Source organism: Chryseobacterium sp. L12, from assembly GCF_056133985.1.
In genome coordinates, this window is record NZ_JBVYOF010000016.1 from 1 (window position 1) to 26,409 (window position 26,409).

Genomic DNA, 26,409 nt, shown 5'->3' on the forward strand with positions numbered 1-26,409 from the left:
CCGAACTCACGTTAAAATAAGACGTGTCATTTTATCGATTGACACGTCTCATTTTTAAAAGAAAGACTAATGACTTTTTTTATTCTTCTAAAATCCCTTTTTAAACCTCAGAAAATTGATGTTATCCGTTGGTTTTATTTTGATTTTAAAAGATTGATTTCTTCTTTCAGCAATCTGTTCTCTTCTTTAAGGGAAGCAATCGTGTCATAAAGATTTTCCAGCATTTTTTCTGAAATATTGTAATTATTTGTTTGATTTTGAATCATATTGTTGCTGGAATTTTCATTCGCTGAATTTTCTTTATTGATCTGTGTATATCCTTCCTCCGGCTTCAAAATATCGTCCAGATTTACCTCCAAAGAATGGCAGATATTTTCGATATGGTTGATCCAAGAGTTGGTTTCACCGTTTTCTATCCTTTGATACGTAGACCGTGAAATGTGCAGTTTTTCTGCCAGTTCTTCCTGTGAGAAGCCTTTGTCTTCCCTGAACGTTCGTATTCTTTTTCCAATGGTTGTATTCATGATCTCTGTTTAGCTAAGGCAAATATAATTTTTTTATTAAAATAATGATGCATCAAAAACAGGGCATTGTTTTTCAGATGTTTTTTTTCATTTTTGTTTTCAGAATTTTTATATATTTAAACCTTTAAAAAACTACAAAACATGAAGAAAAAATTATTTCTCAGGCTCTGCCTGATTCTTGTGGTCGGTGTCTCGGCGTTCTCCTGCCGCACCGAAGACTTTCACAACGAAGAAGAAATGCACGGCAACACGGGCTTGCGATTGACTTCTCAAAGAATTTCTCTTAGCCAAGCCAAGCACAGAACCCAGCTTCTTCCCGATCTTGAAAAAGCAGAAACAGCAATAGAGAAAAAAGCACTCAAAGTGCAGGGTAAATCGGTAAACATCGGAAACGGAATTACCATTGATACCGATGAAGTTATTTACATAGAAAACGGTCCCGATTTTCACACCTACACCTTCAGCGTCATCCGTGACAACGCATCTGCCAATGCACCGGTAGAAAATATTCTTCTCACTCCCAATACAGACGGTAGCTACAGGGTGTTTCATATTGTCCTGAATCTTACCGAAGCAGACAAAGCCAAGATTGCCAATAAAGAATATGTAGATTTTAAAAACAAAGAACAGGTGACTGAGTTGGCGAGCATCAGTAATCTCTCATCTCTTTCGCAAAGAACGTCTTGTACACCGCAGTACTATTCTTATCCTGTACCATGCATCGGTCCTGAAAAGCATTTGCCGGGACAGCCGGGCTGTCCTTATACAGGGGATAATCGTGCTCATTGGGTAACAGGCGTTTTTTGGGACTGCCAATATGTGGCTGAACCTGTAGATCATGTGATTGCCCCTCCCGAAGCAGGACCAGGAGGAAACGATAACAATACTAATCCTGGAACTCCGCCCGATGACTGCAGCACAAATGCTACAAACCCATCGCAGGTAGGCTTGGTAAGTTCAACCGGATGTAATATCGGAGTTCCAACGGAGACAATTATCAGACCTTCGCAAACACCGTGCGGCAAGGTAAAACAGAAATTTGTTGACACAAGAATTAAAGACCAATTTAATTCGCTTAACAAGCAGGAAAACTTCCAAAAAAATCATGAAGTAGGATTTTATGAAAAAGCAACCATTGTGAACGGATCTATTACCCAAAGTTTTATCTCTGCAAGTGGACCACCATGTTCTCATCATGTAGATTTGCCAAGTGTTTCAACAGGAATTACAGGATTTGGTCATACACATAATGATTATACCTGTAAAGGTGAAGGGAATATTTTAGTTCCTTCACCTAAAGATATAATGGTTTTTTTATTCAAAATGGTAAAACAGGCGGGTAATGTATATGGTGATTATTCAAAAGCTTATTATTTTACCGTAACTTCGGGAGGTAGTTATATGCTGCAATATACGGGAAGCACAGCACCACAAGATTTGTCTTTCGATATTAAGAAATTAAATAAGATCTATGATAATATTTTTAAACGTATAACACAAAGTGATGGAACTATTTCACAGAATGACGCTGAAAAAACATTTGCCAGGTTTTTAAAACAAAATGTAAATATAGACGGTTTGGAAGTGTACAAAGTAACCGCAGATACAGCGGAGAAGATGGAATATGATCCGAACACAAAAACTTTAGTTAAAATACCTTGTCCTTAAATTTTAAAATTAACAATTATGAGAAATATATTTTTAGTATTGATGATCATGATGTCTTGTAAATCATTTCCTCAAACCAATTGCAGTCAATACACCATACTCCCTTTACGTACTTATACAGATATTCCGGAAGACCAATGTTATTATCTTAAAGATACCAATAATGAGCTTCAGGCTTTTGTAGGAACCTGGAAAGGAGTCTGGAATGGTAAAACTATTTTTATTTCATTTAAAAAAGTGGCAAATAAATATAAAGAAGGACTTAATTTTAATACAGATATTATTATCGGTAAATTTAAAACCGTAGACAGCAATGGAAATATCCTGTTTAACAATTTGCAGATCGCTGATGATGATGCAAAAATGGAGGGATTAGGATTTATAAATATGACAGATAAATATATTGTTACTTATTATGATGAGGATGTATGTGACATGAGTGGAACAATTTATCTTACCTTTGCCAATGCTGCAAAAACACAGCTGCATTTTTCTTTTAATCAGCGTAATGAGGTTTTAACAAGTGATTGTTATTTTCACGGCTGGCCTCATGCAGACAGACCAGAACCATTGCCAAATCCTGATATAATATTGACAAAACAATAGAACACCTACTAAGCTACTCTTAAGATATCTTTGCTAATTACAAATGATGAGAAATATATTTTTAGTGTTGATGATCATGATATATTGTAAATCATTTCCACAATCCAATTGTACACAATATACAATAGTGCCGTTACGCACCTATAACATTCCAGAAGACCAGTGCTATTACCGTAAAGATACCAATAATGAGCTTCAGGCTTTTGTAGGAACTTGGAAAGGAGTCTGGAATGGCAAAACTATTTTTATTACTTTCAATAAAAAGATCAATCAATATGATACAACATTAAATTACAACGCAGATATCATAATCGGTAAATTTAAAACCGTAGACAGCAGCGGAAATATATTGTTTAATAATTTACAGATTGCTGATGATAATGCAAAAATGCAGGGATTAGGATTTCAGAATATAACAGATAAATATATTATTACTTATTATGATAAGGATGTATGTGGGATGAGTGGAACAATTTTTCTTACATTTGCCAATACTGCAAAAACCCAGCTGCATTTTTCTTTTAATCAGCGTAATGAGGTTTTAACAAGTGATTGTTATTTTCACGGCTGGCCTCAGGCAGACAGACCGGAACCATTGCCAAATCCTGATATAATATTGACAAAACAATAGAACACCTACTAAGCTACTCTTAAGATATCTTTGCTAATTACAAATGATGAGAAATATAATTTTAGTGTTGATGATCATGATGTCTTGTAAATCATTTCCACAATCCAATTGCAGTCAATACACCATACTCCCTTTACGTACTTACACAGATATTCCGGAAGACCAATGTTATTATAGAAAAGATACTCAAAATGAACTTAATGATTATGTAGGAACATGGAAAGCAAGTTGGAATAATAAATCCACATTTATATATATAAAAAAAATTACGAATAAATATGATAATGTTTTTAAGTTTAATAAAGACTTTCTTATAATTAAGTTTAAAACTATAGATAGTAATGGAGCCATTCTTTTTGATAATACATTATTATTAGATGAACAAGCAAAAATAGAAGGATTAAACTTTAGAAAAGCAGATGATCGTTATGGGTTTATATACCAAGATCCAGATTTATGCTTAACATCAGGTGAAGTAAGGATAAATTTCATTAATCCTGCAAAAACGCAACTTCAATGGAATTATTTTCAGGATAAATATGAAATTGATTCAGACTGTTTTTTTTATAATTACCCCGAAGATCAACTACCCAGACCTTTACCGGGAAGTGCTATATTTATAAAGCAGTAAAGAGTTGAAAAGATTTTTAGTTATGCTGTATTTAGTACTATGCACTTTTGTTTTTTCCCAACAAAAGTGCTCAACATTTATAGAAGTTCCTCTAAGATCTGTAACAACGAGTGTACCCAGAAATGAATGCTATTATCTGAGAGACACTCAAAATGAACTCAATAATTATATAGGAATATGGAAAGCAATCTGGAATGATAGAACAACTTATGTGTATATTGCTAAGCGAGTAAAATATTACGATTGGGTTAGTCAATATTATTTAGATAACTTAGTAATTCGTTTTAAAACAATAGCCAATAACGGAACTGTGCTTTTTGATAACACTTCTTTACCTGATGATAAGGTGAAAATTGAGGGTTTAAGCTTTAGAAAAGCAGATGACAGATATTCTTTGCTATATATGGATCCAGATTTATGCTACACGACTGGAAATATCGTAATAAATTTCATTAACCCTGCAAAAACCCAACTTCAATGGGATTATTTTCAGAATAAATATGAAATTGATTCAGACTGTTTTTTTTATAATTACCCCGAAGATCAACTGCCCAGACCTTTACCGGGAAGTGCTATATTTATAAAGCAGTAGAAACAGTTATGAAAAATGTATTGATCTTATTTTTTGTATTCATTTTCTTTAGTATTTATGGGCAAAATGCTATATTATGGCGAATTTCTCTAGAAACTTCGCAATCAATTACTCCAAACTCTACTATTGAAGTCGAAATAATTAATACTGATACCGAAAAGAAAGACGCAGAAATAATAATGAAAGTGAAAGAATATTCGCAAGAAAGTAGGAAATATGAGACAAAGCAATTTTTTATAAAAAGAGAGGAGTATAATAAAATCTGTAGTAATCTTTTAAACATCAGAACTAATGATATATTGAGTGATAATCGCTTGTTTATAGATGGTGATTCAATATGGTTAAAATTTATGTCTAATAATTTTCAACAAATAGAATATTCTTTACATGGCTTTAATTTTGACGAAAAAACGACACCTTCTAAAGAACTCCTATTTGCTGTAAAATCTATATTAAAACTTGCTAATGTAGAAATATACGGTATTAATAAGTTTAAAGAAAATACAAAAGAATAATATTTTAGATACCAGTTGTTATTAGCTCGCTATATTTGGAACTATTCTAAATCCTGATATTATATTGACAAAACAATAGATTAAACTCTTAAAAAATACCCGTTTATAAGACAAATCCTCCCTAAATTTCAGGAGGATTTGTTTTATAATTTATATTTTATTAGGATTACATTCTATTCACTACAAGATTTTTTAAAACAGCTTCTGATTTCAGTTCTGTTTCGTTCCATTCTTTTTCCGGACTGCTTTCTGCGGTGATTCCGCCGCCTACGAATAGATGAACAGCATTTTTATACAGCTTGGCACAACGCAGATTGACAAAAAACTGAATATGATGTTCTGTTTCAATTTTGATATATCCTGCATACAGTTCGCGAGGAAATTTTTCGGTTCTTTTGATCTGATCTACGCAAAAATCTTTTGGAATACCGCAAACCGCCGGAGTAGGATGCAGTTCGCTGATGATTATGTCAAGATTATCAGGATTAATTTTCAGCTTAAAATCTGTCTTTAAATGTTTAATATTCCCTGAAATATGATCATAGGTTTCAGATTCTGTTAATGTATTTTCAAAATCGTACTGTTGTAGAATATTCCGGATGTAATCTGAAACCGGCTTTTGTTCTTCAATTTCTTTTTGTGACCAGTTTTCATGCACAGGAATGGTGCCAGCAAGACTCATCGTTTCAAATTCTTCAGTAGTTTTATTGAATTTTCCCAAAACTTCTGAGAAAGCCCCCATCCAGGAATCTTTTCCGTCAAAAAACACGTATTTAAAGGCATTTGGATAATTCAGGCAAAGATTTGAAAAACTTTTGGTAAGATTTAAGGAATTAAAATCACGGATAATTTTTCTTCTTGACAGAACAAGTTTCGGTAGTTTATTTTCTTTGATAATTTCGATTACTTCTTCCAGCTTTTTCAGGTATTCCTCTTTGTTTTCAGCTTTATATTTTACTTCTTCATCATCATGGAGAGTGGCAGAATTTATATTTAGTATATTAAATTCTTCCTTACTGATTTCCACTATTTTTCCTTTGAAATTTTTAATTTCCGCATTGTCAAATGAATGAAATTCTATGGGATATATCTCATATTTTTCATCGGTAGAATAAAATTTTTCGTCAAAAGGAAACTGAAAGTAAATCATAAAGTAGCGCTTTTCTGAATTATCTGATCTGGTAAGAAATTCCGAGTAAGAATTTTCTTTCAGCAAAGGTATTATTCGGTTTAAATATGTCAAAGTCAAATGCGGAATTTTTTAGAGAAAGATTCTTAATTCTGAATTGCTGATATTCAAAATCAATAAAAAAACGACTGAAAACCCGATACTGAAGACCTGCAGAAAATCCGAAATTGATTTGATTGCTTTTAAAATCATCCAATTTGTTCAACACATAGTTTTCAGGAGTCAAAAATTGCATTTTATAAACATTCTGGCTGGCTAAAATTCCAGCAAAAGGACGAATTTTTTTCCATTCGTATACTGCTTTTAGCTGCAAGATATACTCGAAATGTTTATTATTAAATCTTTGGAAGAGCAGAGGCTGATCGTCTTCAGAAAAATAAAATCCGTCAAGGTATGTTTCTTGTTTATTGGCGTCCAGATCAAAAGTAGAATTCCATTGATGAATATTAACGGAAAACATCAGAGAAAAATTAGGATTGATGATGCTTTTAGAAATCCATATTCCAAAATTTTGTCCGAACTGTTGATTCTTTTCTGACAGCATTTCAGCCCAGCTTGCTTTTTTGAAACCAATTCCTGCCTGAATTCCGTATTGAAAGCTTTTCGTTTTAATTTTTTTTATTTGTTCTTCATCAATGCTTCGACTGATTTCTTTAATTTCTTGTTCCTTAATTTCGAAAGAAGAAAACATAAGATTTGCAGGTTTTAATTGGATGGCTTTTTCAAGATAAATGGTATCATATACGATTACTTTTTCATAAATATAAATAGTGTCGGTTTTTTTTCTCTGAGCCTGAAAGCAAGTGTAAAACAGTATAAATAAAAAGAATATTAGTTTTTTCAAAAGCAGAATAGTTTAGTGTTCTATAAATATGGTATCTCTCTGGATGATTTTCTTAACTATAACGACAGGAGCAGTATTTTCTTCAGTCGGTCGAGAGATTGTTTTTGTAAGCGGTTTTTTTTCAGAATTACTTTGTGTTAAAATTATTTGTGCGACTTCTGATTTTGGTAAAGTCACTTCTGAATTTTCTTTTAAATCAGTATTAATAGTTGAAATTTTTATTTTTTCCTGCTGTGATGTATGATTTGCTTCAATTTTTATGTTTTGCTCTAAATGATTTTCAGATAAGCTTATATTATTTTTTGTTGCAGAAAGTGAAGGTATTGGTCTGAAGAAAAATGCAGGTCCTGTCATCAGGATTAAAAAAGTTGCAGCAGTTACAAGATTTTTTTTGAAATATTGATTGAAACCAGAATAATTCTGCAAGTCAGTACTTCCCGAAAATTCGGGTAGTTTTTGCGGCTGAATTTCAAAATCTGAAAATTTATTTTGAAAAGTCTGTGCCCATAAAAGTCCGCCGAAGCCAAGAAAAACAAGAATCTGAGCAGTTTTGTTTTTGGCATTTTGCCTGTTTCCAAAATTTTTCATCAAATAATCCTGAACTGATTTTTTCGCCCTTAATAAATGCGACTTTGAAGTGTTTACAGGGATTTGAAGCAGGTTTGAAATTTCTGAATGGGTGTAGTTTTCAATAAAATAGAGATTGAAAACAGATTTGTGATGAGAGGGAAGGCTGTCGATAGACTTCAACAGCTCTTCTCTCGTGAAATCATATATTAGGATGTGCTTTTTTTCGTCCATTGCGGGATGGGTATCGGTTATTTCGGCAATTTCTGATATTTCTGTGGTTGCAAAATTTTCTGCACTTGTTTTTCGGATGTATTGCAAGGCGTTGTTGATAACAATTTTTCTGAGCCATCCAAAAACAGCCTTTTCATCTTTCAACTGTTGGTTTTTCTCAATGGCTGTCATAAAACTGTCCTGAACAATATCTTCAGCAGCCTGAAGATCTGCTACATAACGCCGGCAAATCCCCAAGAGTTTTGGGGAATAGTTGAGGTAAATTTTTTGCCAGTTGAGTTTTTGCATTTACAATTAATCTATAAATATTGATAAAAGACCTCCTACATTCGGATCTGCTGTTGATGTTAATGTCTGAGCCATATTTTGAAATTCAATATCATTAATAAATACTTTAGCATAATCTCCAATATTTATCCCATCTTTATATCTAATTGTATATACTTGTTGGTTTTTTACTTTAAATCCGCGAATAATATTATATCCATTTGGGTCATTTAGTTGGATTAAAGTATTGTTTTTGTAGTAAAAATTATTTCCAATATAATATTTATCGTTATCTATCCAAAGTATATCCAAGATTTCTCCAGGAGGATTTGAAGGTAATTGCAAAATAGCGTTTGTATTTATATTTTTTAAATATTTCTCACCATTCATTACATTTTTAATTAGAGCGTATGTTCCTGAATTATCAACATGTAAGCTTTTAACATCAGAGTTGGTAGCTAAAGAAAAATATATGTTATTTTTAAAAAAACCCGTTTCCCAGGTAGGAGGATTATATTGATAATTTTTTCTTATACTATAATAAATTTCATTATTTATTAAATCATAAGATGAATGAAAAGCAACATCAGTATCATTTGAAATTAAAGTTTTAATTCCGTTTTTCCAAGAATAATAGCTTGTAATTGGAGATGCTGAAGAAGCATTATAAATTGTGATATAACCAGACAAATAAATATTACCATTTTCAACAATCATTTTAGAATTTATTCCGAAATGACTATTTGGTCCTGGATTTGGAACATCTTCTAAATATTCATCCAAATTGTATCTGTTTCCGTTTTTCCATAAATAATGATGTTTTGAGGGTAAATCCAGCATGTACTCACTAGTTTTTGAGCCCAAAACATAGATGTTGTTATTTTCAACAATAATCTGGTGAGCATACAGTCCAGTTCCGTTTTGTAAAATAACCTTTTGCCCATTTTTCCAATAACAAGCTTGATTGTTTTCTGCACCAGCAACATAAAGGTCTACAGAATTAACATTTTTTTCCAGATCTTCAGTTTCATTCTCCCTGCAATAAAATACAAAAGTTAACAACAAAATAAAAGGTAAAATTAAATTTCTCATGGTTATTATTTTCTATTAAGATAAAGAATTATAAAAAGGTTGCAGTGAGTTTTAATAAAATGTTACAGGTTTTGCAATTTTAGGTATTTTTACAATATGATAAGGCTGGGTGACGATTGACGTTACATTGCCCTGCAATAATTTCTCTACATTTATTTCCAGATTTGATGCTGTTTCATCTACTGCAATAATATCAATTGAATGCCCACCATTTAAGTAAGTCTGATCAAAAACCGCAATTACCATGTACTGGTTAAAATCAATATTCGTTTCGGTAAATCCTCCTGATACATTATTGTTCGCATCCAGAGTACTGAGAAGGGTAGTCCATTGTGCAGAATTGGTGATGACAAGATTTTGCTGTGTCAGGCTGTTTCCAATGAGTTCTCCTTTTCCGATTAACTGGAAATTAATTTGTGTTTTACTTTCAATATTTTCATCCTTATCATTACAGGAATAATTGATAAATAAAACTGAGATTAACAAAAAGAGTAGAAGTTTTTTCATGATCTATAAATTTAAGGGTTTCTGTATATATGATGAAAAAAAATCAAAAGGTTGCAGCAAAACATAAAAAAAAGACTCAAATTTTTATTGAGTCCTTAATATTTTTTAATGTGAAGTTATCGGTTGATGATATTGTTGGTCATCGTGGTATGATTGATAAGCTGATTTTTCTCGTCCCTTATTTCAATTTCTGAAACATGCATGGTTTTTCCTTTTCGGATGAATCTGGCAACTGCCGTCACTGTACCGTCTTTTTTACTTCTGAGATGATTGGAGTTAATATTAGTTCCCACACCGTAATATTTGCTGCCGTCAATAAATAGATTAGACAGGCTTGATCCCAATGTTTCTGCCAAAACACAGCTTGCACCACCATGCAAAATTCCGAACGGCTGGTGTACTTTAGGCTGTACAGGCATGGTTGCGGTAAGCATTTCTTTTTCAAGATCAATATCTGTAAATTTTATTTCCAGGGTTTTGGCTAAAGTAATTTCGCCGCCCCAGTTATTTAAAAATTCCAGAATCTCTTCTTTAGATTTATTTTGTATATACATTTTTATGAATGATAATTAATGGATGATGAATAGAAAATGATAAAAAGTAAAAGAGTAAAAAGTAATTTTGCTTCTAACTTCTAACTTCTAACTTCTGTTTCATTTCCCATAATATTAGGATTCCAGTTGGCAGGAACTTTTGGGACAATATCATTTTTAATGTAATAATCCTCAATTTCTTTCATAATTTCAGCAAAACTTGCAGATTCTAATCTTTCATAAGAAATCTGATAGCCCAAATAGATGATATTTCTTTTAAAATCTCCGGCTGCCAAAACTATTGGTACTTTTGCCGCCAATGCCATATGGTAAAAACCTTTTCTCCACTTCGGAACCCAGCTTCTTGTTCCTTCCGGTGTAATTACAAGACTGAAATCTTCTTTGGCAAATTGTCCGGCAACAAAATTAACAAGATCATTTTTCTGGCTTCTGTCAATTCCTATTCCTCCCAAACCCTTTACAATAGATCCATACCACGATTTGGTATGAGCATCTTTGATGATTATTTTTAATTTTTTTCCTAAAGACCAATAAGCAAGATTTCCTAACAGGTATTCCATATTGTGGGTGTGGGGAGCTACGACAAGGATGCAGCGGTCAAGATTATCAACGTTTCCTTGAAGTACAACTTTCCAGCCAAGAATTTTCAGCATCAGTTTGCCAATCAGTTTTCTCATTTTTTTTCGGTTTAAAACAAAAAAGTATAACCAAAAAATGGTTATACTCTACAAATATATTGAAATATTGTTGCTCTTAAAATAAACTGCTGATAAAATCTGCGATTTTTACTGCGATTTCTAAAACTACTTGTACCATGGGTTAATTTTTTTTGCGTTTATAATTTGTGATATTTTAAAGTACGAATATAAGAATTATTTCTGTAATAAAACACTTTAGATTGAAAATTATTTTAATTTTTTGAGAGAAGAAGAGTGTGAATTTCAAACGATTGCCTTCCATTCACACCTTCCGCACTCTCTAAAGTTTAATTATTTAGTTTTAATAGATAGTTCTTTTTTGCCGTCTTTTATTTTGATGTCAACATTTTCTAGTTCACCGATTTTTTTCTTCATCGTATCCATCACCTGCTTTGCTTCGCCTTTAGGGTATTTTTTGCCATTGATGATTACACTGTCTTTATCATCAGAATTATACTCTATAGTAGAACCATTTATCTTGATCACATTTTCGCTTTCTCCTTCATATTCATTCTCATCATTGTCATTGATGCCATTTCCGTCTGCATCACCATTTAGGTTGATGTCGTTATCTTTCAGTGAAATTACTATTGAAGTTTCCGGGATAACCAGTTCGTAGTCAATATGATAATCTCTGAAACGGTGGTCGTAAGGATATTTTACATAATTTGGAAGAATTACTTTATTGTTCATAATTTCTACGGGAACATGCACATTCAGCGGAACATTGTATCCTTTTGCATCTTTTTTTATGATAAGATAAGGGGTTTTAATATCCGGTTTTCTGGTAATGTCTACATGGATCCAGTCTTTTTTATAAACATAGCTTTTATCAGAGTACAGATCATCATCATAGCCTACAAAATTCTGAGGAATGGTAATTTGCTTTACATCTACATAAATGGTATCAGACTGAGTATTGATGGCGATCTCTTCGGTATCTTCCTTATGACCTGTAAAAAGCATTTCTCTTTTTGCCATGCTTACTCCGAAGTAAGTTCCTAAGCCGATCAAAGTAAGAAATAAAGCACCTAAAACCCATCCGATGTTTCTCAATTTTGTTTTTGGAGAGAAAATTTTGATGCTCAACAGGCTAAAAAGTATAGCTGGAATCAAAGATCCGATGATGATTAATGCAGCCAGAACATTATACAAACCATTGTCGTCAAAATAAAATTTCATTTCATTGGCACCAGGAAAATTAGAATCAATTCCAAAAAGTCCGAAAACCACAAATACTCCGATAATACTGCTTATTGCCATCATGGCGAAGAAAATTCCGATAACATATTTCAGAACATTCCAGATTCCACTTCCTGCTTTGTTAACGTAAGGTTTGTTTTCAATATATATTTCTCCTGCTCTTGTTGTGGTTTCATTGGCAAATTGTACAATTTTGCTGGATTCTTCCTTCAAATTATCAAAATTGAGCGGTTTGCCTTTCATTTTCAAGAAATCTGATGCAGTTTCCGCTTTTGGTAATACTGCCCAAAGAATGATATAAAGAATGATCACTAAGAAAGATGATCCTGGTGCGATCCATAACAGGATAAATGCTCCTACCCAGATTAATCTCATCCAGCTGATTTCCAGACCAAAATAAGCAGCCAAACCAGCACATACACCTGCTATTTTTTGTTTTTCAGGATCTCTGAACAGTTGCTTTTTATCGGTATAATAAGTTCCTGAGGTTTTTGCTTTAGAATTCTTTTCTGAGTAATATGCTTCTTCCTGCTCTTCAATTTTTTCAGGTGAGCCGATCTGTGCAATTACTTTTTCTACATCAGCGTCATTAATCACCTCGCGTCTTCCTAAAGAATCTTTGAAGATTTCAACCATTCTTATTTCTATGTCATGCATTACCTCATCTGCTTCCGAAACATCCAGAGAGCTTCTCAGAGCGTTCAAGTAATCACTGAGCTTTATATATGCGTGTTCTTCTATGGTAAAAGAAAAACCTGCGAGTCCTATTGAGAGTGTCTTGTTCATAGCTTTTTGTTTTTAATTTTTTTGAGTGATTTGGTTTACAGAATCTGTCAGTTCTTTCCATGTATTCTGAAGTTCGGTAAGAAAAGTTTTGCCTTTTTCAGTAATCTGATAATATTTTCTTGGTGGTCCACCCGTTGATTCTTCCCATCTGTAAGAAAGAAATTCTCCATTTTTCAATCTTGTTAAAAGAGGGTAGAGTGTTCCTTCCACTACATCCAGTTTTCCTTTTTTGAGCTCATCAATCAGATCAGAAACATACATTTCGCGATAATTGATAAGGCTTAAAATACAGAATTCCAGAATCCCTTTTCGCATTTGCGCTTTGGTATTTTCGGTATTCATTGTTAATTGGTTTTATTAATTAGTTATCATCATTTCAGATTAAAGTTCCTAGCTAGATGAACTTATTCTGATTTTATATTACAAAGATATGTAATTAAAATGGTATTATGCAATACAAAGTAGTAAAATATTTTTATTATTTATCATAAAATATTGATTTTCAGTATAATAAAATTATTGTTGTAATTTGTAGATTTTAATTAAAGTTAAATTTTCGTCTAAATAATGTAATTTTGCAGCATGAAAATTCAAAAAGAAATAGATTTTATTATCGCTGTAGATGCATTGAAAAATGTTCAGCGAAGAAATTATAATGCAGATGATTCCCGCAGAGAAAATACAGCGGAACATTCGTGGCAGATCATTATTCTGGCTCAGATCCTTTTTCCTTATGCAAAAAACAGAGCAGATATTGATTTGCTGAGAGTAATCAGAATGCTTTCCATCCATGACTTGGTTGAAATTGAAGCCGGCGATACTTTTCTGTTTGACGAAGCAGCCATGGTTGGCAAATTTGAAAGGGAAAAAATTTCTGCTCAGAAAATTTTCGGAATTTTGGATGAGCCGCTTCGGTCAGAATTTTTTAATCTCTGGCTGGAATTTGAAGAAGAGCAGACTCCGGATGCTATCTTTGCATGTGCTATTGACAGAATTATGCCTTTTATATTAAATTCCCATACCTCAGGAAAAAGCTGGACAGAAGCTAAAGTTACAGAGCTTCAGATCCGAAATATGCTTGAAAATGCTATATGCAGAGCATCCGATGAAATGGGAGAGGCTTTTCATCAACTGCTGAATCTGAATCTGGAAACCGAAAAAGTATTAAGATAGTATATAAAAAAAATCGGCGGGCAAAGCCCGCCGATTTTTCACAATATCTGAATAGGTTTTTTAAACTCATCAATTGCCACAAAAGTAAAATCTCCTGTAATCGCTTTTTCTCTTTCATAGGAGTACATCTGTTCGGTGTAGATTTCTACGTTTACTTTCATGCTGGTTCTTCCGACATGAGAAACTTTTCCGATAAGTTCAATAATTGTTCCTGCGGGAATTGGCTTTTTAAAGTCAATTTTGTCGCTGCTTACAGTTACAACACGTTTTCTGGCAAATCTGGTGGCTGCAATAAAAGCTACTTCATCCATCAGCTGCATGGCAGTACCACCGAAAAGGGTGTCATAATGGTTGGTTGTATTCGGGAAAACGGCTTTAAAAATTCTGGTTTCGGAAGCTTCAATTCTTTCTTCTGTTGTCATTTCATTATAAATTTAAGGCAAAATGAAAGTTTAAGACAATAGAAAATAAGCAGAGATAAAAATCTCCGAAAATCTGCTAATCAAAAACTTCAAATCGCGAAAGTTTTATTCTAAAGAAAATTGGCAGGTCTCCTGGCTGATAACTATCTTTTATCTCCTTCCCATGACTTTGCACAGTGGTTTTGTGATAAAGATTAGCGTTACTTACAGTTGCGCGACAGCTCGTGATTTTCACACGATTCCCTTTTCATCTGCGGTTAAGCAAAACCATTTTTCCGAAAGCTTATGCGCTTTCTGAGGACAAAAATAAGAATTAAAATTCAGATTTTTATTCAGGATTATGATATACAATCTGGCTAATTACTTTTCCTTCCTTGATCGTCCAGAATGTAGTATATCTGTTTGCTCCCGAACCGTTGATCATGTACAAGAAAATATGATCTTTATCAATAGAAGAAACCCCGGCTTTATCAAAATCCATTGTAGGCTCAAACATATTCTTGATCGCTTCTCTTACAAAAACAGATCCTCTTCCCGGCTGCTGTACTCTGATAGATTTTACCTCAGTAAGTCCTTCCGGCAGTTCTTTGCCGATTCCCCATGGTTTCTGCTTATCAATCTTGATGATATTTCCTTCTGTATCTTTTTCCTGCTTTTTGAATTTTGCGCTGGAAGGATATACATCAATGATCACTTTTGTACGTTCATTAGTGGGGATTTTCTGGTTGGTATCATCCGTAAATATAAGTGACCTCCCGTTTTTTGATTTTGAAGGTGTAAATTTTGGGAGCTGGTCAATAAATGCAATTCTTTCTTTATTTACCATGCCTTCTTTTGTAAGACTGTCATATCTTACAAATGGTTTTGGGATTTCGTCTTTTTCAGGATATTTTATCCAGATCCAGTCGGTTTCTCCGGGAGCGGGTTTCACATATACGAAAACATCGCCCTTCTTCATTCTTATTTTGTCTACTATTTTTCGGTAATCTTCTTTGTGTACACGCACCATTGCATATCCTTCTGTGGCTTTTACAACACCAAAAGGAATTTTATTCTGTGCCTGAATCAAACAAATTGAAAAAATGCTGAATATAGATAAGTATATTAGTTTATTGATGAATTTCATTTTTATTGAGAATATTATAGTCCAAAGATATAAATTAAATATTTTTTGGAAGATAATTAAATTGTTTGAGATCAGATAAATCTTTTACTGGTCGTAAACAGCCTTCAGAAAGAAGATGCAGCTCATCTGCAATATCAATAACGTCTTGGTATTGATGATCAGAAATTATAAATCCTTTATTCTGAGTTTGCTGTCTGATAATTGTTTTTATTTCCGAAACTATTTTGGGAGATAAATTTTGAAATGGCTCATCAAGCAAGATAAACTCAGCATTTGAATACAGTAAGAGCAGGATTTCTATAATTCTGGCTTCTCCGCCAGAAAGATATTTTGGAGTTTCGTCAAGAAACGGTTTCATTAAGTCATTTTGAAATAGCTGTTCGGTATTTTGATGACTGCAGAAAAGGATGATGAGTTTTTTGATGTTTATATTTTTCGGAAGAAAGGTGCTTTGAGGTAAATAAGCAATGATATTTTTTCTGTCAGATTGCTTTTGCAGAATTTGATGATTCCACCTTATGTATTGACTTTTTCCTTTTACTGTTCCGAAGATAATTTGTAGCAAAGTAGATTTTCCGCAGCCGTTTCTTCCTAAGATCCCAATAGTTTTTCCTGTTTCGCAGCTCAAATAAATATCTCTCAGAATATCTTTTTTACCGTAAGACTTTGTGATGCTGTCGATGTGAAGCGTACTCATAATAAAAATGTTACGAATTGTAAAACAACAGAAATAATGACGGTAATTGTCCATAGAAAAATTCTGGAAAATCCGAAATTGGCATAAAAAACATATTCATTTCTAAACCGCAATTCATAAATAAAATAATGAAGAAGTGGGAAAAGCAACATAAAACTTAAGCTGAAAATTTTGATATTGAATCCAACCATCAATGATAGCAAAAAAGAAAATAAAACTCCCGGAATCAGGAGTTTCCTGAAAAAAAAACATAGGATCTTAAGTTCTTTTGACATTTCTCAAAAGTAATTAAAATTAAGCATGATTTAAAAATTATGATTACTTTAGTAGATAAATTTAGAAAAAACGTATTGATTTATAATCAAATCTAAATACTAATGTTCAATATGATAAATCTGCAGACTTATAAAAATGAACTTACTGACAACGGTTTTGCTGTAATCAATAATATCTTTTCTGAAGAAGAAGTCGAGAAAATAAGTGAAGCAATTCAAAATATAGATTCTTCAAAAGACACCTTCAGGAAATCGGAAGATCTTTTTGCGATCAGGCAGTTTTTAAAAGAAATTCCAGAGGTAAAAGATTTGATTTTTAATGAAAATTTAAAAACGATTATCAAAGAAATTTTTGGTGAAAATTATTTTACCGTAAAGAGTATTTATTTTGATAAGCCTGAAAAATCGAATTGGTATGTAGCTTATCATCAGGATTTAACAATTTCAGTTGATAAGAAATTAGAACTGGAAAATTTCGGACCATGGACAACCAAACAAAATCAGTTTGCAGTGCAGCCGCCTTTAGATATTCTTGAAAATATTTTTACCATAAGAATTCATCTGGATGATACAGACGAAAACAACGGAGCCTTAAAAGTTGTTCCAAAATCCCACGCAAAAGGAATTTACAGACCAGAAACCATCGATTGGAATGTAGAAACTGAGACCATCTGTACTGTTAAAAAAGGAGGAATTATGTTAATGAAACCTTTACTTCTCCACGGTTCAAACCGAACAACCAGCGGCAAGAAAAGAAGAGTGATTCATATTGAGTTTTCGGATAGAGAATTGCCGGAAGAACTGAATTGGTCGGAGAGGATGAATTAATAATTGCTCATGATTAATAAAATGTAAGTTTCACGGTATCTTTGTCATTCCGGAGGAATCTCAACAACTTTTATATTTAAATAACAACGTAGAAATTCCTGCAGAATGACAAACTCAGCGTTTTTAGATTCCAATTTTCAAGATCTAATTAAAAAAAAACAAAAACCTCTTCCAAATCGAAAGAGGTTTCATTATTTAAAATTGCAAATTTCTATTTCACAGAAATCTCATCCACAAAAATATAAGAATCTCCGCCTGCTCCCTGATGCCATTCAGGAAGTTTTCCGAAATGATAAGCTTTTACTTTAAGATAGCGGGCTTCAGTAGGAAGAACTTCGGTAGAGAAATCTTTCGTCTGAACTTTTTCATCTTTTGCATCGATGTTATTTTCTAAAGTTTTCAGAAGAATATACGTTTTCCCATCCATAGAAGCATAATATTCTACTTTTTTAGGCATCAAAATCCATGCTCTGCTGTCTTGTAAATAAGTAGAGGAAATATAGTTAATTTGCTGAGGTGATTTAAAATCAATAATGGCTTCCACAGTCTGTCCCTGATAACCCTGCCATTCTCCTTTTCGCCAGTTCACATCACCGTTGATTCCGTCAATCAAAGCAAATTTTCCTCCCGCTGTATATTGAGGATTTACGTTTGAATTGATGGTGATATCCCAATGATTAGGTCTTCTGTTAAAATCTGAAGTAGTAATTCCGCTTTTCTCACCGTTTCTCTCTGCATAGGCAGAAATCTGTGTGGTTTTTTTGATCGTAAAAGGTTCTTTATAGATTTTAAAAGTTTTTCTTACATTTTTATCATCTTCATCCAGTGTCATATAATACACCTTATCTTTTTCGTTGAGAGGTGTTATTTTTACCTGAGTTGTAAAATCAAAAATTCGATCTGCAGCAATTACCGGTGAGGCGGTCTGCTCAGAATATTTCAGATCTTTAGCAGCTTTTACATTTTCAAAACCTAAAGTTTTAAGCTCACTTTTTGGAGTGTTTTTGGTGATGGTTTTAGTCGTTCCGTCTTCCAGATGAAGTTTAATTTCGTCAAAATAAGGCGTTACGGTTTCCCATTCCGGTTTTCCCGGAGTTACGGAATAAATTCCCATCGAACTCAGAATAAACCATGCGCTCATTTGTCCGCAGTCTTCATTCCCGATTAAACCATCGGGAGCATTTTTATAGAAATTATCAAGAATGTATTTTATTTTTTCTTCGGTTTTTTGTGGTTTATCAACGAAATTATAGAGATAGGCTATGTGGTGACTTGGCTCGTTTCCTTGAGCATATTGTCCGATCAGTCCTGTAATATCAACCTGTTCTCTCCCTGTTGTTTTGTCTGATGCTGAAAAAATAGCATCAATAAACTGTTCAAATTTCTGTTTTCCGCCATGAGCCTGAATTAATCCTGAAATATCCTGCGGAACGAAATAAGAATAATGCCATGAATTTCCTTCTGTATAATTATTGTTAACTTCTCTCGGATCAAACGGTTCGTACCAGTTTCCGTTCTTTCTTGCCTGCATAAAACCGTTGTTCGGATTGTAAAGATTTTTCCAGTTCTGAGAACGTTTCATGAAGTATTCGTAATCATCTTTTTTGCCTAAAATCTTTGCCATTTGAGCAATACACCAGTCATCATAAGCGTATTCAAGTGTTTTTGAAACACTTTCATGCTCATCATCAATGCTGATGTAGTTTTTCTGTTTGTACGCATTTAATCCAAAAATATCCTGCATCGCCGAATTTTTTGAAGCTTCAAAAGCTTTTTCATAATCAAAACCTGTAATTCCTTTTGCCATTGCATCTGCAATTACAGAAACGCCGTGATAACCAATCATACATTCGGTTTCGTTGGAAGCAAGTTCCCAGACAGGAATTCTTCCGCCCTGTTCACGTTGTTTGATGAATGTATTAACGAAATCTGCCGTTCTTTTTCTGTCGATTAAAGTCATTAAAGGATGCGCTCCTCTAAATGTGTCCCACAACGAAAAAACGGTGTAATAATCAAAGTTTTTCGCCATGTAAAATTTATTGTCTCTGCCTCGGTATTTTCCGTCAACATCCATATTGATGTTGGGTTGTGTGAAAACATGGTACAGTGCGGTGTAGAAAATCGTCAGTTTATCTTTATTGTCAGATTTAACTTCAATTTTAGAAAGCTCTTTATTCCAGTCGGTTTCTGCCTGTTTTTTAATTAAATCAAAATCATTTGAACTTCCTTCAGCCAGCATATTTTTTGTCGCACCTTCGTAACCAGTTGGTGAAATTGCCACTTTTACAAGAATATTTTCACCTTTTTTAACAGCTGTGGTTAGAGCTAAAACTAATTTAGTCCCTTTTAAGATATTATTTTCAGAGCTTCCGTTGATTTCTTTTTTAGAAATTTTCATCGGTTTTGAAAACTCAATTCTTGCATAAATGTATTGGTTGGTTGCCCAAGCTTCACTTCTGCGGAAAACTTCAATTGTTTTATTGTCGATAATTTTTACTTCACCTTCCAAAAGTTTATCACGATGATTTAAATCTAAAATAATATTCGCATTTCCGGCTTTGTTAAATTTATATTCATGATAACCCACTCTTTTTGTTGTGGTTAACCGAACATCAATATTATCTTTATCTAATTTTACCGAATAAAATCCAGCGGTTGCTTTTTCGTTTTTATGAGAAAATTTCGAAGAATATTCTTTGGGTGTTAAACCCGCTTTTCCCATGGTCGGCATCAACATAATATCTCCGTAATCTGAAACTCCGGTTCCGTTTAAATGGGTGTGCGAAAAACCGTAAATCACCGAATCGGAATAATGATAACCGCTGCAGCCGTCCCAGCTTCCGTCAATTCTCGTATCTGGAGAAAGCTGAACCATACCGAAAGTGACGATTGCTCCCGGAAAAGTGTGACCGTGACCGCCTGTTCCGATAAAAGGGTTTACGTATTGTGAAAAGTTTTGTGAAAACAAATTATGAGCAATAAATCCTAAAAGAATGATTACTATTTTTTTCATGGATATCAATTTAAAAAAATCGTCCTAAAATACATAAATTTTAGGATGTGAAAGAATTTATCTATAGATAAGTTTATTGATTCTAAATAATTAAAAATTGCGTAAATTTGTAGTCAATTTATATTTTATGTTGACTAAAGAAAAGGTTCAGAATTTCCTTAAAGAAATAGAAGTAGATGATCTGGTAAATAATTTTCAGATTATGGGAAATGATGTTTATATTGATATGACTGCTCATTCTCCTGCAATGCATGAAAAGAAAAAGCTTGAGGCGGCAATGAAGCAGGCTTTTGCCAGTGAGTTTGGAGAAGAAATTAATTTAAAACTTAAAATTGTTTCACCTGAACCAAGTGAAATTCAGCAAAGTCAGATCAAAGGAAAACAAATTCCTGGAATCCAAAATATCATTGCTATTGCATCAGGAAAAGGCGGAGTTGGTAAATCTACAGTTGCAGCCAATCTTGCGGTAACTTTAGCCAAAATGGGTTTTAAAGTAGGTTTGTTAGATGCCGATATTTACGGACCTTCAGTTCCTACAATGTTTGATACAGAAGGACAAAAGCCAATTTCTGTAGAAATTGACGGAAAAAATTTAATGAAGCCTATTGAAAATTATGGGGTGAAAATGCTTTCGATAGGATATTTTTCAGGAGCAAATCAGGCAGTTGTCTGGAGAGGACCGATGGCTTCAAAAGCTTTGAACCAGATGATCAGAGATGCAGCTTGGGGAGAACTGGATTTCTTATTAATTGATCTTCCTCCGGGAACTGGTGATATTCATTTGTCTATTATTCAGGAAGTTCCGGTAACGGGAGCAGTGATCGTAAGTACACCTCAACATGTTGCTTTGGCAGACGTAAGAAAAGGAATTGCCATGTTCCAGATGGAAAGTATTAACATTCCTGTTCTTGGATTGATAGAAAATATGGCGTATTTTACGCCTGAAGAATTACCTGAGAATAAATATTATATCTTTGGAAATCAGGGAGCGCAGTATTTGGCAGATGATTTAAATATTCCTGTTTTAGGAGAAATTCCTTTGATTCAGAGCATCAGAGAAGCAGGAGATGTCGGAAGACCGGCTGCTTTGCAGGAAGGCTCTAAAATTGCTGACATCTATACCGAAACTGCACAAAAAATGGTAGAAAGTCTGGTAGAAAGAAATAAGTTTCTTCCTCCGACAGAAGCAGTGAAAATTACCACAATGGCTGGTTGTTCACCCAAAAAATAATATAATTTCAAATAAATTTTGAAAACCAAACCAAATATGGAAATAAAAACAACACACGAAGATACAGTAACCAAAGTGATGGAGGCTTTAGACAGCATTCGTCCGTTTCTTAATAAAGACGGTGGAGATATTGAGCTGATTGATGTAAAAGACGAAACAGTTTTTGTTAAGCTTTTAGGTAATTGCTCTGGTTGTTCTCTTAACTTTTCTACTCTTAAATTAGGCGTAGAAAACACCATCAAACAATACGCTCCCGAAATTGAAAAGGTAGTAAATGTAGAGTAAAAAATACGACAATATATTTTTAAGACAGATCTGTGAAGGTCTGTCTTTTTTTATATTATAATTTATAAATCTTGGTTTCAGTACAATTAACATTATTTTTTAAGAAAAAAAGCCGCAGTAAAAAAAACTGCGGCTTCACTTAATAAAAACTATAAACTGAAAAAACTAGGATAAGAATTTAGTAATTATTTGATTGAGTTCCTCTGCATGAGTAACATTCAGACCGTGCGGAGCACCCTCAATGGTTACAAAATGATTGTCCGGAATGCCTTGCGCTGCTTGTTGACCGGAAGTTTCAATAGGAACAATCTGGTCGCTGTCACCATGAACGATAAGTGTTTTTACGGTAACATTGGCGAGTTCAGACCTGAAATCTGTATCTGCCCAGCTTTCTGCACACTTGATGGTGGCAATAGGCGAGGCACATGATGCAATAGCCCAATCGAAATCCATTTGTTTTGGACTTACGGTAGGAGAAAGCATTCCATAGTTGTAAAAATTTTTGTGGAAAGTTTCCAAAAAGTTTATTCGGTCTAGCCTCAAATTTTTCATAATTTCAGCCAATTCTTCTGGTGGAACTCCGTGCGGATTGTCCTCTTTTTGTTTAACCAAAGGAATGATGGATGAAATTAATGCTGTTTTATCAATATTTTCAGAACCATAATTAGTAAGATAACGTACGACTTCTCCGCCACCCATAGAAAAGCCAAAAAGAATTACATTTTTTAGCTCAAGCTGAGAAATTAATTCATGAAGATCTGCTGCAAGAGAGTCATAATCATAACCGTCTAACGTAGGTGCAGATTTCCCGAAACCTTTTCTGTCATAGGTAATGACTCTGTAACCCAAATCAAGAAGTATAGGAACCTGGAGCTCCCAGGATTTTCCGCTCAACGGCCATCCGTGAATGAGAATAATAGGCTGTCCTGATCCGAAATCTTCATAATAAAGTTCAAAACTCTTGTCATTTTGTTTTGTAATGTAAGGCATATCTATATTTTTTGGTGTAACACATTCAAAACAAATTTTGAGCCAGCTGAGGTATTATTTTTAATCTTTATTGTCTTTATTTTTAATTTTATAATAATTTGTAACATTTTTATTCCAGAGATACTAACTCTATAGAGTGCAATCAAATGACTTTACAACAAAAGGAATTTTTACAAAAGATTGAAAAACATAAGGGAATCATTTATAAGATTTCCAAAATGTATATGGATAACCAGAGTGATCGGGAAGATCTTTTTCAGGAAATTACCTATCAGGTCTGGAAAGCGTATTCTACTTTCAGAGGGGATAGCGAGTTTTCTACCTGGCTTTACAGAATTGCTCTCAATACCGCCATTATGTTTCTGAGATCTGAGAAAAGAAGGAGTTTCATAACCACCAATGATGTTTTTTCTGATTATAGAATCAAAAACGAGGAATATGATGATGAAAAAGAAGAGAAACTTTCAAAAATGTATTCTGCGATCAATAAACTTAATCCCATTGATAAAGCATTTATTTTTTACTATCTGGAAAATTTTTCCGGAAAACAAATTGCCGAACAAATGGGAATTTCGGAGGGAAATGTACGGGTAAAAATGAACCGGGCAAAAAATAAACTTAAAGAACTTTTAAACTAAAAATTATAGTTAATCTTAATAACTTTTGCTATGAATATAGATGAACTGAAAAATATGTGGAATGACGATCAGTCTGAAAAGATTCCGGAAATTAATATGGAAGATAAAAACCGCATTCATCTTCCTTTGGAAAAGATAAGAAAAAATATGAGGATGGAATTTTGGTCTACTCTGGGTATTTTTATTTTTGCTTTTGCATTAATTGCTGTTTGTGAAGCTCCGTTCAAATTTAAATTTTATATTTCCATTCTTGTTGCTTCAATGATTTTTGTGACTATGTTTTTTTTCGATAAGTTTTTTAAACTTTACAGAAACATGACCGATATGAATCTTAATACGCTTGAGGGACTGAAAGATCTTTTGCATCAGCTTGAGCTTAACAAACAGTATTATCTGTCTTTTTATGTTGCATTTGCTCCTTTTTTAGTATGCGAACTGCTGATTGTTCTGGAGTTTATTCCGCGGCAGATACCATTATCCGATATGAAAATTGCTGTTATTTTGATTTCTACCTTAGTTGTAGGTATTGTTCTGCTTTTCGTGTTTGGGAAATGGTGGTTCAACAAATTTTATGGTCAATATATTAAAAAGATTGAATCTCTTTTTTTGCATCTTAAAAATAATTAAATAAAAAAAGCGACAGAAATTATCTATCTGCCGCTTTCATTTATTTTAGAATTGAGAGAAAATGAATTACAAAATCTTTGAAACTTCATTACAAAGCCACTCCAACAGTTCTAAATCTTCTTTTGTAAAAGGATCTAAAGTATGAGAATCAATATCTATCTGCCCGATATTTTCTCCATTCTTAAAAATCGGAACTACAATTTCCGCTTTTGTATCAATAGAGCAGCTTAAATAATTGTCCTGCAAATGTACATCAGGAACTACAAATGTTTCGTTGGAAACAGCTACCTGTCCGCAGATTCCTTTTCCGTACGGAATAATGGTATGATCGGTTTCGGCGCCTACATAAGGACCTAGTTTAAGCTCGTTTTTATCCCCGTTTTTGAAATAAAAACCCGTCCAGTTGAAATAGGAAATCTCCTGATCCAGTAAATGACAAACTTTCTGAAGTTTTTCTTCAGTATTATGCTTCGGACTTTCCAGAATAGACGAAAGTCTTTTTTTTAATTCAGACATTTTTATAATTTTTATGAAAACTGTTTAAGGGACAGTTCGTTTTTAAAGCCGAACATTCCTCTTTCTTTAATCATTTCTGCGACACCTTCCGGTACCTGATTTTCCCATCCGTTCATATTGCATGAGATTTTTCTGAGAATTTCCCGCGAATAAATTTCCAAAAACTGCGGATTGTAATTTTTAATATCTACAATACGGTTGTTGAGTTTGAAATATTTGTACAGCTCTTTCAGATTCTCTTCTACTTTCAGATTGGAAGAGTCCAGAAGCTCATGTGTTTCGGGATCTTTGTATGGATAGAGATATACTCTCATTCCGTTTCGGAAAAACTTTCCGAATGCTTCCAGAATTCCTCCTGAAAGATCTTTGTAGTATTTCTCATCAAATACCATTAGTAGATTATTTACTCCCATTGCAACTCCAATATCACCGTTGGTATAATGAGAAAAATAATCTATCAGTCTGTAATATTCAGAGAAATTGGAAATAATTACGGTATAGCCCAGTTTTCCCAAAACATCCACACGGTCAAGAAAATCTCTTTCATCAATGTCTCCGTCTGCTCTTAGATTGGAAATGGTAATTTCTATAAGAATTTCGGTTTCTTCATGAGTGCAGATAGCATCTTTTAGAAACATGTCCATTCCATTGCGCAGCATATCAATATTTACCTTTGTAACGGGTCTGAAGCTTCCTCTTACCGCAAAAATATTTTTTTTGTATAAAATATCTGCCGGAAGCATATTGTTTCCTTCAGAATTGAAAATTACAGCATCAGTCATGTTATTTTTTACGAGCTGTAAAGACATCAGCCTGTTGTCAACGTAGGCAAACGCCGGTCCGCTGAAGTCAATCATATCAATCTCCAGATTATCTGTTGCGATATCATCGTAAAGAGACTCAATGAGTCTTCTTGGATTGTCATAATAGGTAAAAGCCCCGAAAATAAGATTCACACCAAGATTTCCCAGAGTTTCCTGCTGTAAAGTGGCGTCATTTTCTTTAAATTTTACATGAATAACGATTTCGTTGTAATCCTCATTTTCTTTTACCTGAAAACGGATTCCTACCCAGCCATGACCTTTTACTGTTTTATCAAAATTGATGGTGGTAACGGTATTGGCGTAAGAGAAATATTTTCTTCCGGGATTGCTGTCTCTTGAGATTCTTTCTTCAATAAGCGATACTTCATAACGAAGCATTTTTCTGAGTCGGTTTTGGGTTACATATCTGTTTTTTACCTCTTTTCCGTAAATAGCGTCACTAAAATCTTTATCGTAAGCCGACATTGCTTTTGCAATTGTACCTGAAGCTCCTCCAGCTCTAAAAAAGTGTCGAACGGTTTCCTGTCCTGCTCCAATTTCTGCGAAAGTACCATAAATAGTAGGATCTAAGTTAATTGTTAATGCTTTTTGTTTAGGAGTTAGTTTCTGATACATTAGGACATTAAATTTTTCGTAAATTTACCAAAATTAAAACA

The 26,409-nt window shown here is 33.5% G+C and carries 29 protein-coding genes and 1 riboswitch; of the genes, 12 read left to right on the forward strand and 17 right to left on the reverse strand.

The genetic code is table 11. The features are described from left to right. Positions 1-134 precede the first annotated feature (134 nt). Complete coding sequence (locus tag AC0NBN_RS09620) at positions 135-524, reverse strand: helix-turn-helix domain-containing protein (protein ID WP_474468262.1); 390 nt, start codon at positions 522-524, stop codon at positions 135-137. Between the two features lie 141 nt (positions 525-665). On the opposite strand from AC0NBN_RS09620, the gene AC0NBN_RS09625 reads away from it, so the two are divergent. Genes AC0NBN_RS09625 through AC0NBN_RS09650 form a run of 6 tightly spaced genes read left to right on the forward strand, consistent with a single transcriptional unit; the run spans position 666 to position 5,167 of the window. Further along, complete coding sequence (locus AC0NBN_RS09625; RefSeq protein WP_474468265.1) at positions 666-2,192, forward strand: hypothetical protein; 1,527 nt, start codon at positions 666-668, stop codon at positions 2,190-2,192. 18 nt (positions 2,193-2,210) lie between these two features. Continuing rightward, positions 2,211-2,798 carry a DUF6705 family protein gene (locus AC0NBN_RS09630; RefSeq protein WP_160813195.1) on the forward strand — a complete coding sequence of 196 codons (588 nt, stop codon included), beginning with the start codon at positions 2,211-2,213 and terminating at the stop codon, positions 2,796-2,798. Between the two features lie 46 nt (positions 2,799-2,844). Next, positions 2,845-3,429 carry a DUF6705 family protein gene (locus AC0NBN_RS09635; RefSeq protein WP_474468307.1) on the forward strand — a complete coding sequence of 195 codons (585 nt, stop codon included), beginning with the start codon at positions 2,845-2,847 and terminating at the stop codon, positions 3,427-3,429. A 43-nt stretch (positions 3,430-3,472) separates the two neighbouring features. After that, entirely contained in the window at positions 3,473-4,060 is a 588-nt protein-coding gene (locus AC0NBN_RS09640) for a DUF6705 family protein (RefSeq protein WP_160813197.1), read from the forward strand. A gap of 4 nt (positions 4,061-4,064) precedes the next feature. Continuing rightward, positions 4,065-4,652, forward strand: coding sequence for a DUF6705 family protein (locus AC0NBN_RS09645; RefSeq protein ID WP_474468268.1), 588 nt, complete (start codon positions 4,065-4,067; stop codon positions 4,650-4,652). Between the two features lie 8 nt (positions 4,653-4,660). Continuing rightward, on the forward strand, positions 4,661-5,167 hold the full coding sequence (locus tag AC0NBN_RS09650) for a hypothetical protein (protein WP_160813199.1): 507 nt from the start codon (positions 4,661-4,663) through the stop codon (positions 5,165-5,167). 166 nt (positions 5,168-5,333) lie between these two features. On the opposite strand, the gene AC0NBN_RS09655 is transcribed toward AC0NBN_RS09650, so the two are convergent. From AC0NBN_RS09655 to AC0NBN_RS09695, 9 genes are all read right to left on the reverse strand, one after another. Beyond that, positions 5,334-6,317 (reverse strand): chorismate-binding protein, encoded by a 984-nt coding sequence (locus AC0NBN_RS09655; RefSeq protein ID WP_160813200.1) that lies wholly within the window; start codon positions 6,315-6,317, stop codon positions 5,334-5,336. 19 nt (positions 6,318-6,336) lie between these two features. Further along, the gene (locus tag AC0NBN_RS09660; RefSeq protein ID WP_160813201.1) at positions 6,337-7,200 is read right to left on the reverse strand and encodes an outer membrane beta-barrel protein; all 864 of its coding nucleotides are present in this window, start codon (positions 7,198-7,200) and stop codon (positions 6,337-6,339) included. A 12-nt stretch (positions 7,201-7,212) separates the two neighbouring features. Beyond that, positions 7,213-8,289, reverse strand: a complete 1,077-nt coding sequence (locus AC0NBN_RS09665) for an RNA polymerase sigma factor (RefSeq protein ID WP_160813202.1) — start codon at positions 8,287-8,289, stop codon at positions 7,213-7,215. 6 nt (positions 8,290-8,295) lie between these two features. Next, on the reverse strand, positions 8,296-9,360 hold the full coding sequence (locus tag AC0NBN_RS09670; RefSeq protein ID WP_160813203.1) for a hypothetical protein: 1,065 nt from the start codon (positions 9,358-9,360) through the stop codon (positions 8,296-8,298). Between the two features lie 51 nt (positions 9,361-9,411). Then, the gene (locus AC0NBN_RS09675; protein ID WP_160813204.1) at positions 9,412-9,867 is read right to left on the reverse strand and encodes a hypothetical protein; all 456 of its coding nucleotides are present in this window, start codon (positions 9,865-9,867) and stop codon (positions 9,412-9,414) included. A 116-nt stretch (positions 9,868-9,983) separates the two neighbouring features. Then, complete coding sequence (locus tag AC0NBN_RS09680; protein WP_143885649.1) at positions 9,984-10,415, reverse strand: PaaI family thioesterase; 432 nt, start codon at positions 10,413-10,415, stop codon at positions 9,984-9,986. Positions 10,416-10,501: 86 nt separating this feature from the next. Continuing rightward, positions 10,502-11,098, reverse strand: a complete 597-nt coding sequence (locus AC0NBN_RS09685) for a 1-acyl-sn-glycerol-3-phosphate acyltransferase (RefSeq protein WP_160813205.1) — start codon at positions 11,096-11,098, stop codon at positions 10,502-10,504. Between the two features lie 312 nt (positions 11,099-11,410). After that, positions 11,411-13,108: a PspC domain-containing protein gene (locus AC0NBN_RS09690; RefSeq protein WP_160813206.1), complete on the reverse strand. Its 1,698-nt coding sequence runs from the start codon at positions 13,106-13,108 to the stop codon at positions 11,411-11,413. A 12-nt stretch (positions 13,109-13,120) separates the two neighbouring features. Then, positions 13,121-13,450, reverse strand: a complete 330-nt coding sequence (locus tag AC0NBN_RS09695) for a PadR family transcriptional regulator (protein WP_089742584.1) — start codon at positions 13,448-13,450, stop codon at positions 13,121-13,123. Positions 13,451-13,690: 240 nt separating this feature from the next. Here AC0NBN_RS09695 and AC0NBN_RS09700 point away from each other — a divergent pair, with 240 nt between their 5' ends. Next, complete coding sequence (locus AC0NBN_RS09700) at positions 13,691-14,281, forward strand: HD domain-containing protein (protein ID WP_160813207.1); 591 nt, start codon at positions 13,691-13,693, stop codon at positions 14,279-14,281. A 38-nt stretch (positions 14,282-14,319) separates the two neighbouring features. Here AC0NBN_RS09700 and AC0NBN_RS09705 read toward each other — a convergent pair whose 3' ends face one another. From AC0NBN_RS09705 to AC0NBN_RS09715, 3 genes are all read right to left on the reverse strand, one after another. Then, positions 14,320-14,703: an acyl-CoA thioesterase gene (locus AC0NBN_RS09705; protein WP_143885627.1), complete on the reverse strand. Its 384-nt coding sequence runs from the start codon at positions 14,701-14,703 to the stop codon at positions 14,320-14,322. 105 nt (positions 14,704-14,808) lie between these two features. Further along, positions 14,809-14,990, reverse strand: a riboswitch (cobalamin riboswitch). A gap of 41 nt (positions 14,991-15,031) precedes the next feature. Then, complete coding sequence (locus tag AC0NBN_RS09710; RefSeq protein ID WP_474468275.1) at positions 15,032-15,772, reverse strand: hypothetical protein; 741 nt, start codon at positions 15,770-15,772, stop codon at positions 15,032-15,034. Between the two features lie 91 nt (positions 15,773-15,863). Then, positions 15,864-16,526: an ATP-binding cassette domain-containing protein gene (locus AC0NBN_RS09715; protein ID WP_160813209.1), complete on the reverse strand. Its 663-nt coding sequence runs from the start codon at positions 16,524-16,526 to the stop codon at positions 15,864-15,866. A gap of 386 nt (positions 16,527-16,912) precedes the next feature. Here AC0NBN_RS09715 and AC0NBN_RS09720 point away from each other — a divergent pair, with 386 nt between their 5' ends. Beyond that, positions 16,913-17,629 carry a phytanoyl-CoA dioxygenase family protein gene (locus AC0NBN_RS09720; protein ID WP_160813210.1) on the forward strand — a complete coding sequence of 239 codons (717 nt, stop codon included), beginning with the start codon at positions 16,913-16,915 and terminating at the stop codon, positions 17,627-17,629. Between the two features lie 211 nt (positions 17,630-17,840). On the opposite strand, the gene AC0NBN_RS09725 is transcribed toward AC0NBN_RS09720, so the two are convergent. After that, on the reverse strand, positions 17,841-20,642 hold the full coding sequence (locus tag AC0NBN_RS09725; RefSeq protein WP_160813211.1) for a GH92 family glycosyl hydrolase: 2,802 nt from the start codon (positions 20,640-20,642) through the stop codon (positions 17,841-17,843). 127 nt (positions 20,643-20,769) lie between these two features. Between AC0NBN_RS09725 and AC0NBN_RS09730 the strand changes: the two genes are divergently transcribed. Beyond that, positions 20,770-21,873: an Mrp/NBP35 family ATP-binding protein gene (locus AC0NBN_RS09730; RefSeq protein WP_160813212.1), complete on the forward strand. Its 1,104-nt coding sequence runs from the start codon at positions 20,770-20,772 to the stop codon at positions 21,871-21,873. Positions 21,874-21,909: 36 nt separating this feature from the next. Next, a complete protein-coding gene (locus tag AC0NBN_RS09735) occupies positions 21,910-22,158 on the forward strand; it encodes a NifU family protein (protein ID WP_160813213.1) in 249 nt (82 codons plus the stop codon). A gap of 165 nt (positions 22,159-22,323) precedes the next feature. Here the strand turns inward: AC0NBN_RS09735 and AC0NBN_RS09740 are convergent, their stop codons facing one another. Beyond that, positions 22,324-23,148, reverse strand: a complete 825-nt coding sequence (locus AC0NBN_RS09740) for an alpha/beta fold hydrolase (RefSeq protein ID WP_160813214.1) — start codon at positions 23,146-23,148, stop codon at positions 22,324-22,326. A 146-nt stretch (positions 23,149-23,294) separates the two neighbouring features. Between AC0NBN_RS09740 and AC0NBN_RS09745 the strand changes: the two genes are divergently transcribed. Then, on the forward strand, positions 23,295-23,786 hold the full coding sequence (locus AC0NBN_RS09745; RefSeq protein ID WP_160813215.1) for a sigma-70 family RNA polymerase sigma factor: 492 nt from the start codon (positions 23,295-23,297) through the stop codon (positions 23,784-23,786). Positions 23,787-23,816: 30 nt separating this feature from the next. Then, the gene (locus tag AC0NBN_RS09750; RefSeq protein WP_160813216.1) at positions 23,817-24,413 is read left to right on the forward strand and encodes a hypothetical protein; all 597 of its coding nucleotides are present in this window, start codon (positions 23,817-23,819) and stop codon (positions 24,411-24,413) included. A 66-nt stretch (positions 24,414-24,479) separates the two neighbouring features. Here AC0NBN_RS09750 and AC0NBN_RS09755 read toward each other — a convergent pair whose 3' ends face one another. Both AC0NBN_RS09755 and AC0NBN_RS09760 read right to left on the reverse strand, forming a co-directional pair. Further along, the gene (locus tag AC0NBN_RS09755; RefSeq protein ID WP_143885619.1) at positions 24,480-24,929 is read right to left on the reverse strand and encodes a GAF domain-containing protein; all 450 of its coding nucleotides are present in this window, start codon (positions 24,927-24,929) and stop codon (positions 24,480-24,482) included. Positions 24,930-24,940: 11 nt separating this feature from the next. Next, positions 24,941-26,368, reverse strand: a complete 1,428-nt coding sequence (locus AC0NBN_RS09760) for a TonB-dependent receptor (RefSeq protein WP_143885618.1) — start codon at positions 26,366-26,368, stop codon at positions 24,941-24,943. Positions 26,369-26,409 lie beyond the last annotated feature (41 nt).

What these genes read in the sequence shown, in the direction of transcription:
- AC0NBN_RS09620 (WP_474468262.1), bottom strand. Translation starts at nt 524, where the DNA reads ATGAATACAACCATTGGAAAAAGAATACGAACGTTCAGGGAAGACAAA.
- AC0NBN_RS09625 (WP_474468265.1), top strand. Translation starts at nt 666, where the DNA reads ATGAAGAAAAAATTATTTCTCAGGCTCTGCCTGATTCTTGTGGTCGGT.
- AC0NBN_RS09630 (WP_160813195.1), top strand. Translation starts at nt 2,211, where the DNA reads ATGAGAAATATATTTTTAGTATTGATGATCATGATGTCTTGTAAATCA.
- AC0NBN_RS09635 (WP_474468307.1), top strand. Translation starts at nt 2,845, where the DNA reads ATGAGAAATATATTTTTAGTGTTGATGATCATGATATATTGTAAATCA.
- AC0NBN_RS09640 (WP_160813197.1), top strand. Translation starts at nt 3,473, where the DNA reads ATGATGAGAAATATAATTTTAGTGTTGATGATCATGATGTCTTGTAAA.
- AC0NBN_RS09650 (WP_160813199.1), top strand. Translation starts at nt 4,661, where the DNA reads ATGAAAAATGTATTGATCTTATTTTTTGTATTCATTTTCTTTAGTATT.
- AC0NBN_RS09655 (WP_160813200.1), bottom strand. Translation starts at nt 6,317, where the DNA reads ATGATTTACTTTCAGTTTCCTTTTGACGAAAAATTTTATTCTACCGAT.
- AC0NBN_RS09665 (WP_160813202.1), bottom strand. Translation starts at nt 8,289, where the DNA reads ATGCAAAAACTCAACTGGCAAAAAATTTACCTCAACTATTCCCCAAAA.
- AC0NBN_RS09670 (WP_160813203.1), bottom strand. Translation starts at nt 9,360, where the DNA reads ATGAGAAATTTAATTTTACCTTTTATTTTGTTGTTAACTTTTGTATTT.
- AC0NBN_RS09675 (WP_160813204.1), bottom strand. Translation starts at nt 9,867, where the DNA reads ATGAAAAAACTTCTACTCTTTTTGTTAATCTCAGTTTTATTTATCAAT.
- AC0NBN_RS09685 (WP_160813205.1), bottom strand. Translation starts at nt 11,098, where the DNA reads ATGAGAAAACTGATTGGCAAACTGATGCTGAAAATTCTTGGCTGGAAA.
- AC0NBN_RS09690 (WP_160813206.1), bottom strand. Translation starts at nt 13,108, where the DNA reads ATGAACAAGACACTCTCAATAGGACTCGCAGGTTTTTCTTTTACCATA.
- AC0NBN_RS09695 (WP_089742584.1), bottom strand. Translation starts at nt 13,450, where the DNA reads ATGAATACCGAAAATACCAAAGCGCAAATGCGAAAAGGGATTCTGGAA.
- AC0NBN_RS09700 (WP_160813207.1), top strand. Translation starts at nt 13,691, where the DNA reads ATGAAAATTCAAAAAGAAATAGATTTTATTATCGCTGTAGATGCATTG.
- AC0NBN_RS09705 (WP_143885627.1), bottom strand. Translation starts at nt 14,703, where the DNA reads ATGACAACAGAAGAAAGAATTGAAGCTTCCGAAACCAGAATTTTTAAA.
- AC0NBN_RS09715 (WP_160813209.1), bottom strand. Translation starts at nt 16,526, where the DNA reads ATGAGTACGCTTCACATCGACAGCATCACAAAGTCTTACGGTAAAAAA.
- AC0NBN_RS09720 (WP_160813210.1), top strand. Translation starts at nt 16,913, where the DNA reads ATGATAAATCTGCAGACTTATAAAAATGAACTTACTGACAACGGTTTT.
- AC0NBN_RS09725 (WP_160813211.1), bottom strand. Translation starts at nt 20,642, where the DNA reads ATGAAAAAAATAGTAATCATTCTTTTAGGATTTATTGCTCATAATTTG.
- AC0NBN_RS09730 (WP_160813212.1), top strand. Translation starts at nt 20,770, where the DNA reads ATGTTGACTAAAGAAAAGGTTCAGAATTTCCTTAAAGAAATAGAAGTA.
- AC0NBN_RS09735 (WP_160813213.1), top strand. Translation starts at nt 21,910, where the DNA reads ATGGAAATAAAAACAACACACGAAGATACAGTAACCAAAGTGATGGAG.
- AC0NBN_RS09740 (WP_160813214.1), bottom strand. Translation starts at nt 23,148, where the DNA reads ATGCCTTACATTACAAAACAAAATGACAAGAGTTTTGAACTTTATTAT.
- AC0NBN_RS09745 (WP_160813215.1), top strand. Translation starts at nt 23,295, where the DNA reads ATGACTTTACAACAAAAGGAATTTTTACAAAAGATTGAAAAACATAAG.
- AC0NBN_RS09750 (WP_160813216.1), top strand. Translation starts at nt 23,817, where the DNA reads ATGAATATAGATGAACTGAAAAATATGTGGAATGACGATCAGTCTGAA.
- AC0NBN_RS09755 (WP_143885619.1), bottom strand. Translation starts at nt 24,929, where the DNA reads ATGTCTGAATTAAAAAAAAGACTTTCGTCTATTCTGGAAAGTCCGAAG.
- AC0NBN_RS09760 (WP_143885618.1), bottom strand. Translation starts at nt 26,368, where the DNA reads ATGTATCAGAAACTAACTCCTAAACAAAAAGCATTAACAATTAACTTA.